Source organism: Bacillus sp. LJBS17, from assembly GCF_019334685.1.
In the GTDB taxonomy this organism is placed as follows: domain Bacteria; phylum Bacillota; class Bacilli; order Bacillales; family Bacillaceae; genus Bacillus; species Bacillus subtilis.
Map to the genome: position 1 here is coordinate 1,254,372 of NZ_CP079759.1, position 12,773 is coordinate 1,267,144.

Consider the following 12,773-nt stretch of genomic DNA (forward strand, 5'->3'; position numbering starts at 1 on the left):
TTAATGAGCTGATTTCGGTATACAGTTGAGACAAGATCTTATTATTCACACTTTAAAGGAGGTTTCCTATGAAACTTTTAGCGATTACATCTTGTCCGAATGGAATCGCCCATACGTATATGGCAGCGGAAAATCTGCAAAAAGCTGCTGACAGACTGGGCGTTAGCATCAAAGTTGAGACCCAGGGAGGGATTGGTGTTGAAAATAAGCTAACCGAAGACGAAATTCGCGAAGCGGACGCAATCATTATTGCTGCAGACCGTTCGGTAAACAAAGACCGGTTTATAGGCAAAAAACTGCTGTCTGTGGGGGTACAGGACGGCATCCGCAAACCGGAAGAATTGATTCAAAAAGCTCTTAACGGGGATATACCGGTCTATCGTTCCGCTTTAAAATCGGAATCCGGTAATCATCAGGAGAAGAAACAAAATCCAATTTACCGTCATTTAATGAACGGCGTTTCATTTATGGTTCCTTTCATTGTTGTCGGCGGATTATTGATAGCGGTTGCATTAACGCTTGGAGGGGAGAAAACACCTAAAGGCTTAGTTATTCCGGATGATTCCTTCTGGAAAACGATTGAACAGATCGGCAGTGCTTCATTTTCATTTATGATTCCGATTTTAGCCGGCTATATCGCCTATAGCATCGCTGATAAACCGGGGCTTGTGCCAGGGATGATCGGCGGATATATTGCGGCGACTGGAAGTTTTTATGACAGCGCAAGCGGCGCCGGATTCCTCGGGGGGATTATTGCCGGGTTTTTGGCCGGATACGCTGCACTTTGGATCAAAAAATTAAAAGTTCCAAAAGCCATCCAGCCGATTATGCCGATTATTATTATTCCGGTGTTTGCATCACTGATTGTAGGTTTAGCGTTTGTATTTTTGATAGGCGCGCCTGTAGCTCAAATTTTCGCCTCTTTAACAGTTTGGCTGGCGGGGATGAAAGGGTCGAGCTCGATCCTTCTGGCATTGATTTTAGGGGCGATGATCTCATTTGATATGGGGGGTCCCGTAAATAAGGTGGCATTTCTGTTTGGATCGGCAATGATTGGAGAAGGAAATTATGAAATTATGGGACCAATTGCTGTCGCTATTTGTATCCCGCCGATTGGCCTTGGCATTGCGACGTTTTTAGGAAAAAGAAAATTCGAGGCATCTCAAAGAGAAATGGGGAAAGCGGCATTTACGATGGGGCTCTTCGGCATTACTGAAGGAGCGATTCCATTTGCGGCGCAGGACCCTCTGCGCGTTATTCCAAGTATTATGGCAGGCTCAATGACAGGTTCTGTGATAGCCATGATTGGCAATGTGGGAGACAGAGTGGCGCACGGCGGACCTATCGTTGCAGTGCTTGGCGCAGTTGATCATGTCTTGATGTTTTTTATTGCTGTGATTGCAGGATCTCTTGTCACTGCTCTGTTCGTCAATGTACTAAAAAAGGATATTACGGCGTCTCCTGTGCTCAGTGAAACTGCACCGCCCTCCGCGCCAAGTGAAGCTGCGGCAGCAAATGAAATAAAGCAGCCAATTCAAAGCCAAAAAGCTAAGATGTCGGAATTTAAAAAACTGACAGACATTATCAGCCCGGAATTAATTGAACCAAATTTATCGGGGGAAACGAGGGATGACATCATAGATGAATTGATTCAGAAATTGTCCCGAAGAGGTGCGCTGCTTTCAGAGAGCGGGTTTAAACAAGCCATTTTGAATCGTGAACAACAGGGAACAACGGCGATTGGCATGAATATCGCGATTCCGCACGGAAAGTCTGAGGCGGTCAGGGAGCCGAGTGTTGCCTTTGGGATCAAACGATCAGGTGTTAATTGGAATAGCCTGGATGGATCAGAAGCTAAATTAATCTTTATGATTGCTGTACCGAAAGAGAGCGGGGGAAACCAGCATCTCAAAATACTGCAGATGCTATCTCGAAAGCTAATGGATGACAATTATAGGGAGCGGCTGCTCTCCGTGCAAACAACAGAAGAAGCATACAAGCTGCTAGAAGAAATCGAATAAAGCGGGGGATTTTCATGACGATTGAACCGTTATTTTTCAAGCCTATTTTCAAAGAAAGAATTTGGGGCGGGACCGCTTTAGCTGATTTTGGCTATACCATTCCGTCACAACGAACAGGAGAGTGCTGGGCTTTTGCCGCGCATCAAAATGGTCAAAGCGTTGTTCAAAACGGAATGTATAAGGGGTTCACGCTCAGCGAATTATGGGAACATCACAGACATTTATTCGGACAGCTTGAAGGGGACCGTTTCCCTCTGCTTACAAAAATATTAGATGCTGACCAGGACTTATCTGTTCAGGTGCATCCGAATGATGAATATGCCAACATACATGAAAACGGTGAGCTTGGAAAAACAGAATGCTGGTACATTATTGATTGCCAAAAAGATGCCGAGATTATTTATGGCCACAATGCAACAACAAAGGAAGAACTAACTACCATGATCGAGCGTGGAGAATGGGATGAGCTCTTGCGCCGTGTAAAGGTAAAGCCGGGGGATTTTTTCTATGTGCCAAGCGGTACTGTTCATGCGATTGGAAAAGGAATTCTTGCTTTGGAGACGCAGCAGAACTCTGACACAACCTACAGATTATATGATTATGACCGAAAAGATGCAGAAGGCAAGCTGCGCGAGCTTCATCTGAAAAAGAGCATCGAAGTGATAGAGGTCCCGTCTATTCCAGAACGGCATACAGTTCACCATAAACAAATTGAGGATTTGCTTACAACGACATTGGTTGAATGCGCTTACTTTTCGGTGGGGAAATGGAACTTATCAGGATCAGCAAGCTTAAAGCAGCAAAAACCATTCCTTCTTATCAGTGTGATTGAAGGGGAGGGCCGTATGATCTCTGGTGAGTATGTCTATCCTTTCAAAAAAGGAGATCATATGTTGCTGCCTTACGGTCTTGGAGAATTTAAACTCGAAGGATATGCAGAATGTATCGTCTCCCATCTGTAACATGCAGGGCTTGAGAAATAAATTTGCGAGTGAAGACGCCTATTCTCCAGCAATGATCTAAATAAAATAAGAGTTTAATAGTTGGAGAAGAAATGTTACACTCTTTTCTGTATATGGTAAAGAATGAAAAAACACGATTCGGTTGGTAGTCCGGATGCATGATTGAGAATGTCAGTAACCTTCCCCTCCTCGGGATGTCCATCATTCTTTAATATCTTTTATGAGGAGGGAATCGTTATGAAATTAACGATTTACTACGATGGTCAGTTTTGGGTAGGCGTTGTTGAAGTTGTGGACAATGGAAAGCTAAGAGCCTTTCGTCATCTTTTTGGCAAAGAGCCGAGGGATTCTGAAGTATTAGAGTTTGTTCATAACCAACTCCTGAATATGTTGGCCCAAGCTGAGCAGGAAGGAGTGAGTTTACAAGGCAGACGTCAAAAAAAGATCAATCCAAAAAGATTGCAGCGCCAGGTTTCAAAAGAGTTGAAAAACGCCGGAGTAGCTTCTAAAGCTCAAGAGGCGATAAAGCTAGAGCTTGAAGCAAGAAAGCAAAAGAAAAAACAAATAATGAAAGAACAACGAGAACATGTAAAAGAGCAAAGGTATATGCTCAAAAAGCAAAAAGCGAAAAAGAAGCACAGAGGTAAATAATCCAAACAAAAGCAGGCGCAGTGCCTGCTTTTGTAATTAAGGACTCTACTTTGTAACATATATCCAATGTTTATAATCCGCTGATTTATGATTCAATATAAGCCCTAACTTCTCCAAGGTTTTTTGTGAGCCTAGATTATCATGTTCGCATCTTGCGGTGATCCGGTTTACTGTTTCTTGGCTTAATGCCCAGTTTATTAGTTTTTGGGCGGCTTCCACACAATAACCTTTGCGGCGATGACTTTTATTTGTTGCAAAACCGATTTCAATCATGCCATTTTCGTCTGGGTCACCTAAAAATCCAGTTCCCCCAACAATTTCATGGCTGTCCTTCTTTACAATAATCCATGAATCAAATCCTTTTGTTCCATTGTTTTTGACTAAAATCTCGCGGAAATAAGGTATCGCTTCAAAAAAATCAGAATTTGGCCATTCACCATTTGTTTCATAACCTAAGTCTTTGATAGCCTGATGATCTTGTTTAGACGCGGCGTCAAGAAGGGGAATATCAATCGTTTTTAATCGTAATCGATTCGTCTCAAGGAGAACCATATATCTAATCCTCTTTTCTTTTTACTGGGAATAATGATAACATATAACAATTTTCTCTGATACCTTGGCAGTAGAGAAAGATGAAGAAATTGAGGGGAATTGAAAGAGTGACAGGTGAGAGTTTGCCCAGCCCAAAAACGGGTAGGAAAATGCTGATGTTAATGTGTCCCTACCCGTTTTTCTGTTCCTGAATGCAGGGTTTCTGATAACATGTTGTGCTACCTTTTCGCAATCAAATAAAGCGATATGGCTCTTTGGGTTTGCACAGGATTATGAATGATAATGACCCATTGGTTTTTTCGTCTTGGAAAGCTTGCTACCGCATACAATGGAGCAGTATCGCGCGGAGTGAACCCACCATTTATCACGTTGATATCTCTTCCTTCAAGATGACAAACTAAGTATTCACCTGGATTGATGACCTGTTGGTTCGTCCATGCGTAAGAATAAAAACCGTCTCCAAGATCTTCGGTGGAAGATGGGGGGACAAAGCCATCTACAGTCAATGTGATTTCTCTTCTTCGCTGTCTTTCTGAAAAGTCTGGACTTCTTTGAGGGTTATGAGTATGTGAAAAGTAAGGAATTAACGCAGGGCCATAAAAGTAATGATACAAAGCAACCACTCCTTTATTTTCCATTCATACAAATTGTATGTGAGAGTTATTTGTTCATTCCTGTTTTGTTCCATGTAGTCTAATAATGGGCTATAGGCGTCCAAGGAAATCAATTTGTCCTTTCGTTGATTCAATGCTAGTAACCTTGAAAATGCAGGTTAGGATGATAGAATTTACATATTACTGCAAGAAGTTAGACATACATCATTTTGATAGTGGGTGAAAACAATGGCGAAAAAAATGGCAAAAACAAATGCGGTTCGTCTGATAGAACAGCAGAACATCTCTTATGAGGTATTAGGGTATAAAACAGACGGCCAGCCGGTAGATGGCATCTCTGTTGCGGAAAAAATCGGTTATCCTTTGAAATATGTATATAAAACGTTGGTTGCAGCAGCAGGAACAAATCATTATTATGTCTTTGTTGTACCCGTTGCAGAAGAGTTAGATGTAAAAAAGGCAGCAAAGGTGACAGGGGAAAAGAAAATAGAAATGATTGCAATGAAGGAGCTATTAGCGGTAACTGGCTATCTTCGCGGCGGCTGCTCGCCAATTGGCATGAAAAAATTGTTCCCGACCTATATTGATTCATCTGCAGAAACGCTTGATTTTATCATTGTGAGTGCAGGGAAAATCGGTATGCAGCTAAAGTTGGCGCCACAGGATTTAGCAAGATCATGTGATGCCGCATTTGCAGAAATTGTATAGATGCAGATATAGGGGGAAACAAAAAAGCTTAGTCATATCGATTAAGCTTTTTCCGCATCCCTTTCAAATATGATTTCAAAATAAGCAGCTGCCCCATACCCATCTATACTGGGAGCGAAAATCTGAACAAATCTCCAGCCTCTTTTCGCATAATCATGGATGATTTGCTGGTAGTCTTCTTTAGGCCTTCTTCTCATCGTACTCAGCTCAACTCTTACGAATTCATATTCTTTCATCGTTTGATCCCTCCTATTAAGGTATACGCATAATTGAGCAAGAAGTTCCGAAAACATAGGTTAAGGTCTGCCTCACTAAACACAGGAACATCTTGAAGAGTTAATGGGCTATAAAAACGAATTTCACCGGGTCAGCAGTCCAAATGAATCTCTTGCTTATTGCATTTGACTGAGTATATAAGTAAAAAAAGAGCGGCCAGAACATATAAGAAAGAGATGATCATTAACGCACTCATAACAGGGTAGTGTTTAGCGGAATAGATGAAAAAATCAAGCTGTGAAATTTGTTTGGGGCTGCTGACGGCATCAATTCCATTTAGCAGTTTTGAGAGTTTAGCAGTATAGTTCCAATCAAATCGATCTGAAACAAGCTCGCTTCCTTGATACCAATTAACAGCAGCTAAAAACAGAAATATCATAATAGAAAATCCAAGCTGAACAACTAAAAATATTCCCTTCACTTTTGTATGACCTCCAAATCTATGAATATGGGAAAATCAAACAATGTATTACCACCGTATGGGTTATTCTTGCAATTTCACTTCCATACAACTCAAACGCAAGTCTATTTTTTTGTTTGTTTTTGGCTTATAATACCTGATGATGGAAAAAGAGTGCGGGTTTATAGATTAGAGAAACAAATGTATTTATTTGTGGATAGAGTATAGAAGCATTCGATTAGATCTGCTTTTTCACAGAAACGGTTTTCATCTGTTTGCCTGAGCTTTACAATTGGCTGGCAAAAAAACAATGATTTCTTTCAATCAAAACATGCAACGATGCGACACATTTTATATCTTGATGACTTATCTCATTGCCTTTAAGTCATCCTATCGAGAAAGCGATGGTATTTTATGAACAAAGAAACCCTAAAAAACATACTCATGATTTTTTCAATATGCGCAACCCTCCGAGAAACCGATGGTATGCGCATAGCTGATAGCTGGATTTTGAGTGAGATTATACGATTTTTGATTTGCATGGTTGTGTTTTTTGCCATGACATTTCTATTAGATGCTGTTTTTCCAAACAAAAAAGAGTCACATTAATGTGTGGCTCTTTTTGCATCATCTGATCAGAAACATCATAAATGAATCGATCATCATGATGAAGAACAGCAAGCAAAAATAAATAAGCGAGTAGACAAACATATCCTTTGCCCACTTCACGTCATCGTCTATTTTGAATCCCTTGATGCTTTTTTTGATCCATATGCCTCCGAGAACCAAGGCTGCTAAAAAATAAAATGGGCTCATATGGCCGGTGCCGAGAGAGAAAGGAAATAATAGCGTAACCGGCACCAGGACGGCAATATATTGCATCATTTTTATTTTTGTTACATGATTTCCTTTGACTACTGGCAAGAGCGGAATGCCAGCGGCACGATATTCCTCTTTGCGTCTTATCCCAATCGCCCAAAAATGCGGCGGCTGCCACAGAAACATAATCGTGTACAACAGCACTGCTGTCATACTGAAGTCACCGGTTACGGCACAATACCCCATCAATGGCGGCGCAGCTCCTGGAAAGCTCCCGGCAAATGTGCTCCACACAGACGTTCGTTTCACCCATACCGTATAGATGATCGCATAAAAAATAAAGGCGGCGAGTCCGAGAAAGGCCGTTAATGGATTAAGGGAATAAAGCATGGCAAGACCTGCGATTCCTAACACAGAGCCATATGTTAAGATCAAGGCTGGCGGCATTTTCCCTGTGACCGAGGCCCTGCTGCGAGTGCGTGCCATTTTTGCGTCCATATGCCGATCAAAATAGTTGTTATAGACAGTGCCGGAAGCCATCACAAACGCGGTTCCCAACATTGCTGTTACCATTGTCATCAAAAAAGCCATGCCGGTTAACGTTTTTTCTGCGCTTGCAAACGCGATCCAAAACCCGCCGAAGGCTGCTATCGAGTTTGATATGATAATGCCGGGTTTTGCAAGTTTGATAAAATCGTAAATGGTTACCCGGTTCGAAGCTTTTATGTATTTTGTTTCAGATATGGCTGCAGAATCTCTTGTATTCTCCAAAAATAGACGCCTCCCCCTAAAACTGCATGCTTTTGTTATCGTAACAAGAGGGATACGGAATCACAATTATTTCCTATATTTGTCATGATATTGTCATTTTTAAAATAAAAAAATGGGGAGCTGGACTGCCCCCATTTTGATATGCGGCGACTAGTAACCGTAACCTCCGCCATATCCTCCGCCATAACCGCCGCCGTAACCGTACCAAGGGTAGTAAGGCGGTCGCGGTCGCGGGTAGTAATAAGGCGGTCGCGGATAAAACGGGTAGAACGGATAATAATAAGGCGGATAAAATGGCCGTCTCGGACGCGGATAATAATAAGGCTGTCTTTCATCATAAGGGGTAATTTGTTCAAATGGCTGTTCATTCAAAGGGTAATCCAAGAGGAAAACCTCCCTAGCTTTTTTTATTCCTTTTACCATATTCTTGATGCTTAAGTTGGGTGTATGTACATTCATGAAACTCGGTTTTTTTTTATGATGAAATTCCTTAAAAAGGATTGACATGAACTTCTAAATCTCATAGTATTACAAATGTGAAATAAATGTTACTACAATGTTACAAAAACATTTCTAAATAGATACAGTTCCAACTGATGAAGAGTAAATCGAAATGGCTACGAAAGAAGGAGTTTTTGTTGTTAGCAAATAGAATTAAATGGTTTCATGTATTAATAGCAGTTGTATGTGTGGTGGGCCTTATCGGCTTTTTCCATAATCATTCATTGAAAAAAGAAACGGTCATGAATAAAGTAAGAACTGATTCTCAATATGGGAATGTTGAGATCGCAACGCTTGTGAATGACGGGAAAACTTTTAATTACGCCGTTAACTATCCCGTTTTCAAAAATGAAAAAATGGATTCGGCATTAAAAAGATTCGCAGAAAAAGAGGTTCGTCAATTTCAAAAGGAAACAAAAGACGTTGACCAAGAGCATACGACAAAACGCAACGAATTAAATGTTGATTATAAAATTGTCCATTATGCCAAACAGACAGTGGCGATTGTATTTAATGAATATAAATACATCGGCGGGGCACACGGGCAAACCGTGAAAAAAACGTTTAACTATGATTTTAGTAAACAAGCGTTTCTTTCCATTGATGATATTTTCAAAGAGGACGCTGACTACTTACATAAGCTTTCGTTAATCGCTTATCACGAGCTGAAAAAGAATAAGGACATTGCCGCGGACGATGCACTGTTAAAGGAAGGGACGGCTCCGAAAAAAGAAAATTTCAGCCGCTTTGCCATCAAGGAGGATTATATCGAACTTTACTTTGACACATATCAGGTTGCAGCAGGCTATCTTGGAGAGCAATCGATTGCCATTAAGAAAAGTCTTTTGAAAGACATTCTGAAAGAACAATATATTGATAAAGCAAAAAATAAAAATAAAATCAAAGAACAAAAGCCGAAGCATGAAGTGATTTCTTTACCCAAAGAGGAAACGGTTGATCCAAATCAAAAAGTCATTGCACTTACTTTCGACGACGGCCCGAATCCTGCGACAACAAATCAGATTCTAGACTCCTTGAAGAAATATAAGGGTCATGCCACGTTTTTTGTTTTGGGGAGCAGGGTTCAATATTATCCGGAAACGCTAATAAGAATGCTGAAAGAAGGAAATGAGGTGGGGAACCATTCATGGAGCCATCCACTTCTCACAAGGCTTTCAGTGAAAGAAGCGTTAAAGCAGATCAATGACACGCAAGACATCATTGAAAAAATAAGCGGATACCGCCCGACGCTTGTAAGACCCCCATACGGCGGCATTAATGATGAACTGCGGAGTCAAATGAAAATGGATGTTGCGTTATGGGATGTTGACCCGGAAGATTGGAAAGACCGTAACAAAAAAACAATCGTTGACCGTGTCATGAGTCAGGCGGGAGATGGAAGAACCATTTTAATTCACGATATTTACCGCACCTCTGCTGATGCGGCCGATGAAATTATGAAAAAGCTCACCGATCAAGGATATCAATTGGTGACGGTTTCTCAGCTTGAAGAGGTTAAAAAACAAAGAGAAGCGAAATAAATTACAAAAGGCTGTCCGTACGGACAGCCTTTTTTCTATTTAATAAGAGCCTGTGGTCGCCCAAACATTTAAGTTTGGTCCTGAATACTTGCCGAAAGCGTAAGAAGTCCTTGGATCTAAATCATATACCATCGGTGTATAGCAAGACTTTTGGCCGGCCACCGCTTTTCCATTGCCGCCTGCAGAATCACAATTATATCTCTTTCCGTCCGTGTTTCGGGTAATCTCCGCATTTGCTTCAAAGCCAGACGTCAATGTATTATTCATCGTGATTTTTGCCCAAGCCGTTTTACATGTACTGCTGAATTTAAGCTCGACTACTCCGATGACTTGATTGCTGGCATTCACTAAGTTTGAGGATTTTTTTGTAGAGCCGCTGGACGCACAATCATTGTAATAAGGGCTTTTTCCATCGTAGGCATGGGTTTCCGCCTTGGCGGGTGCACCTTTGACGGCAAAAACAAATACTACTGCGAATAACACCAATGAAGCCTTCATAAACAGTCTTTTCAATTTATGACCTCCTTAATATGGCAAACAATAAATCATATGGAGGAACAATCAAAACATGCATGCTTTTTTGTGAACAATAAAGGCGGCCGGGAGGATGGAGTTATTGGCCGCCTTTGGTGTGAGGTTAAGCTTTTACATCAATGGTTTGTCCGAGAGTCGGATGCTGAATCATCTTTAAGGTTTGATCGGCATTTTGCTGGGCGGTGTCCAGCATTTTTTTCGTTAAAGCGATATTAACATTCTGGGCAAGGGATGCTTGATGCATTGCAACTGATAAAGCAGGAATATCCATCGTTCCACCTCCTATGCCTTACCTATCGGCGGGTTTGTATGATTTTACAGTGTAAAATGGCTTAATTTTCGCTGTTGACCCTTACGCTGCGGCATATCGTATGTTTTTGACAAGGAGGGAATCAGGATGAATCTTGTAATGGAAAAGACCTTTGAGCAATACGAAAAGCTGTTTTCAATGGAAGAACAGAAAAGAGAAGATGTATTTCGGTATACGATGATGAGGCCGTTTGAAAAGATGTGGACCGCCATCCAAGTTCCGCTGAAAGCGAAGGAGCCAAACGGCTATGATGTGATCATGGCTGCGAAAATGCTGGGCTATTTGGATGTCCGTGATGCTGAAAGCGGCCAGAAAGCACTGCAAATACTGAAAGAATCACATGTTTCAGAGACTGCTGAATCTGCACTTCGGCAATGCATATTTTTTGCTGAGCGCGAACAGCTGCGGGTGAATGCAGAGGAGATCAAATTCGGCCTTTATATCGCTGATCCAAATAAACTTCAGCTGCAAAAAGGCTACTGCGGGTTTGGCGGGATACCGGGCTTTATTCATGTATGGATTGATCCGAACCGTTATAACCTGCCAAGGATTCCTTCAATTATTGCTCATGAGTTTCATCATCATGTGCGGTTTTCGTATATAGATTTTCATCATGGCTCTGTAAGTGTCGGGGATTATCTTGTGATTGAAGGATTGGCGGAATCATTCGCCAGAGAGCTGTTTGGTACGGAACGATTGGGCCCTTGAGTAACTCGTTTTGATCATGAAGATTTGCAATATTCCATTGATGTGATCAATGAGGTGCTGGATGTGAAAGGATTTTCGGAAGTCAGCCGTTATATGTTTGGTGATCCAATTGCTAACGACCAAGGCTTTAAGCCTGCAGGTTTATCGGCTTTTGCGGGTTATGCAGTTGGCTATCATGCCGTTCAGTCATTTATGAATCAACATCATATCACGATAAGCGAGGCCACGCGTTTGGATGCGAAGACCATTCTTTCTCAGTGCGGATTGTTTTCCAAATGAAAAAAAGCGTCACATACAGCGGCGCTTTTTGATTCCCAAAACCAGCAGTTCTAAGGCGGCACAGGCGGCAATTCCGATTGTATATGCTTCGATATCGCTCCATAAAAAACCGTACCCCAGTACAAGTCCGCCAAGAGAAGTATCCCTAATCTGGTCGATCCATTCGGCATGATAGAGCTGGCTGAATTCAATGACAAAACAGAAAGAAAGACTGATAATGCCCGTTATCATTGTCTTCAGCTTCCGAAATAGAAATCCGCATCCCGTAAAGATCATGGCGGCCCACAACGAGTCTCCCAGATAAGTATTGAGGGTATCAGGAAGAACACTGGAGAATGCTCTGGATCCAAGCCCTAGCCCAATGATCAGTACGGTGAAAACTGCATATATCCAACGATTTCGCTTCATTGCGAATTGATACCCCGTCTCTGCTTCATCTCCCTGTATTGTAAGGAATATAGCTTTTATTTGTCCACTAAAAAAGCGGCTGAATAGCCGCGTAGGGTGTTTATTTTGCTTTTAGGTTTACATGGTCGGCTGTCTGATCCGTGCCTATTACAAAATGGAGTTCATAGCGGCCTGTATCATATACATAATCGATTTCATCGGTAAACGGGACGGTTAACACCCGATTTGCTGGTCCTAATTGCTTCTGCAGCACTTCCGGCGTAACTCCGCCTAAATTCAGCTGCCGTTCCACACCGGTTCCAAAGTAGCGGATTTCTGAAATTGTCATGTCTTTATGATAGGAAAATCCGTAGCCCGGCTGTCCCATATTCCAGTGATATAAATCAAATCGATTGTCTCCCCCGACTGGTCTTTCCGGTTCTCCAAACGCAGCGTGGACATCCCCTTTTGTGCTTTTGTTAATGGTAAGGCCTTGCGCCTGCTGAGGCATTTCCCCTTTATAGGCGGTGTTATAGAGGTTTTTGACAAGCTCGGCGGCTGATTGATTCGTGTTTTCTGAGAGCGTGTTTGTTTGAGCTGCGGCCTTTGCCGGTGCTGAAAAGGACGCAGCCCCAAAGCCGGTAAAACAGCTTGTTACTGCTGCCGCAGCGGTAATAGCAGACATTGTCTTTTTCATGTTGATCCCTCCTTATTGATCTACCATCCCGTTTCCCGGTGT

15 protein-coding genes and 1 pseudogene are annotated in these 12,773 nt (G+C 41.9%); 6 read left to right on the top strand and 10 right to left on the bottom strand.

Features of this window, described 5'->3' with window-relative positions; translation table 11 throughout:
* Nucleotides 1-68: 68 nt before the first annotated feature.
* From manP to KXZ66_RS06475, 3 genes are all read left to right on the top strand, one after another.
* Nucleotides 69-2,021, top strand: coding sequence for a PTS mannose transporter subunit IIABC (gene manP, locus KXZ66_RS06465; RefSeq protein WP_141949406.1), 1,953 nt, complete (start codon nucleotides 69-71; stop codon nucleotides 2,019-2,021).
* A 14-nt stretch (nucleotides 2,022-2,035) separates the two neighbouring features.
* A complete protein-coding gene (gene manA, locus KXZ66_RS06470) occupies nucleotides 2,036-2,983 on the top strand; it encodes a mannose-6-phosphate isomerase, class I (RefSeq protein ID WP_141949407.1) in 948 nt (315 codons plus the stop codon).
* A 168-nt stretch (nucleotides 2,984-3,151) separates the two neighbouring features.
* Nucleotides 3,152-3,634: a YjdF family protein gene (locus KXZ66_RS06475; protein ID WP_129110624.1), complete on the top strand. Its 483-nt coding sequence runs from the start codon at nucleotides 3,152-3,154 to the stop codon at nucleotides 3,632-3,634.
* Between the two features lie 45 nt (nucleotides 3,635-3,679).
* Here the strand turns inward: KXZ66_RS06475 and KXZ66_RS06480 are convergent, their stop codons facing one another.
* Nucleotides 3,680-4,186 carry a GNAT family N-acetyltransferase gene (locus KXZ66_RS06480; protein WP_151870283.1) on the bottom strand — a complete coding sequence of 169 codons (507 nt, stop codon included), beginning with the start codon at nucleotides 4,184-4,186 and terminating at the stop codon, nucleotides 3,680-3,682.
* Nucleotides 4,187-4,404: 218 nt separating this feature from the next.
* Nucleotides 4,405-4,800, bottom strand: a complete 396-nt coding sequence (locus KXZ66_RS06485) for a hypothetical protein (protein ID WP_128740261.1) — start codon at nucleotides 4,798-4,800, stop codon at nucleotides 4,405-4,407.
* 228 nt (nucleotides 4,801-5,028) lie between these two features.
* Here KXZ66_RS06485 and ybaK point away from each other — a divergent pair, with 228 nt between their 5' ends.
* Entirely contained in the window at nucleotides 5,029-5,508 is a 480-nt protein-coding gene (gene ybaK / locus KXZ66_RS06490) for a Cys-tRNA(Pro) deacylase (protein WP_072174191.1), read from the top strand.
* A 41-nt stretch (nucleotides 5,509-5,549) separates the two neighbouring features.
* On the opposite strand, the gene KXZ66_RS06495 is transcribed toward ybaK, so the two are convergent.
* From KXZ66_RS06495 to cotT, 4 genes are all read right to left on the bottom strand, one after another.
* Entirely contained in the window at nucleotides 5,550-5,744 is a 195-nt protein-coding gene (locus KXZ66_RS06495) for a DUF4177 domain-containing protein (RefSeq protein WP_003232825.1), read from the bottom strand.
* Between the two features lie 131 nt (nucleotides 5,745-5,875).
* Nucleotides 5,876-6,205 (bottom strand): YjdJ family protein, encoded by a 330-nt coding sequence (locus KXZ66_RS06500; protein ID WP_088325626.1) that lies wholly within the window; start codon nucleotides 6,203-6,205, stop codon nucleotides 5,876-5,878.
* A gap of 606 nt (nucleotides 6,206-6,811) precedes the next feature.
* Entirely contained in the window at nucleotides 6,812-7,813 is a 1,002-nt protein-coding gene (gene cyoE, locus KXZ66_RS06505) for a heme o synthase (RefSeq protein ID WP_192930468.1), read from the bottom strand.
* Nucleotides 7,814-7,924: 111 nt separating this feature from the next.
* Nucleotides 7,925-8,158: a spore coat protein CotT gene (gene cotT, locus KXZ66_RS06510; RefSeq protein ID WP_014479515.1), complete on the bottom strand. Its 234-nt coding sequence runs from the start codon at nucleotides 8,156-8,158 to the stop codon at nucleotides 7,925-7,927.
* 254 nt (nucleotides 8,159-8,412) lie between these two features.
* Between cotT and pdaC the strand changes: the two genes are divergently transcribed.
* Nucleotides 8,413-9,816 carry a peptidoglycan-N-acetylmuramic acid deacetylase PdaC gene (gene pdaC, locus KXZ66_RS06515; protein ID WP_128740263.1) on the top strand — a complete coding sequence of 468 codons (1,404 nt, stop codon included), beginning with the start codon at nucleotides 8,413-8,415 and terminating at the stop codon, nucleotides 9,814-9,816.
* 39 nt (nucleotides 9,817-9,855) lie between these two features.
* On the opposite strand, the gene KXZ66_RS06520 is transcribed toward pdaC, so the two are convergent.
* Nucleotides 9,856-10,329: a YjfA family protein gene (locus tag KXZ66_RS06520; RefSeq protein ID WP_042974194.1), complete on the bottom strand. Its 474-nt coding sequence runs from the start codon at nucleotides 10,327-10,329 to the stop codon at nucleotides 9,856-9,858.
* A gap of 124 nt (nucleotides 10,330-10,453) precedes the next feature.
* Entirely contained in the window at nucleotides 10,454-10,621 is a 168-nt protein-coding gene (locus KXZ66_RS06525; RefSeq protein ID WP_014476499.1) for a YjfB family protein, read from the bottom strand.
* A 126-nt stretch (nucleotides 10,622-10,747) separates the two neighbouring features.
* On the opposite strand from KXZ66_RS06525, the pseudogene KXZ66_RS06530 reads away from it, so the two are divergent.
* A pseudogene (locus KXZ66_RS06530) lies at nucleotides 10,748-11,647 on the top strand (DUF2268 domain-containing protein).
* A gap of 9 nt (nucleotides 11,648-11,656) precedes the next feature.
* On the opposite strand, the gene KXZ66_RS06535 reads toward KXZ66_RS06530, so the two are convergent.
* Nucleotides 11,657-12,055 (bottom strand): ribosomal maturation YjgA family protein, encoded by a 399-nt coding sequence (locus tag KXZ66_RS06535; protein ID WP_064671264.1) that lies wholly within the window; start codon nucleotides 12,053-12,055, stop codon nucleotides 11,657-11,659.
* Nucleotides 12,056-12,155: 100 nt separating this feature from the next.
* Nucleotides 12,156-12,731, bottom strand: a complete 576-nt coding sequence (locus KXZ66_RS06540; RefSeq protein WP_014476503.1) for a YjgB family protein — start codon at nucleotides 12,729-12,731, stop codon at nucleotides 12,156-12,158.
* Between the last annotated feature and the right edge of the window lie 42 nt (nucleotides 12,732-12,773).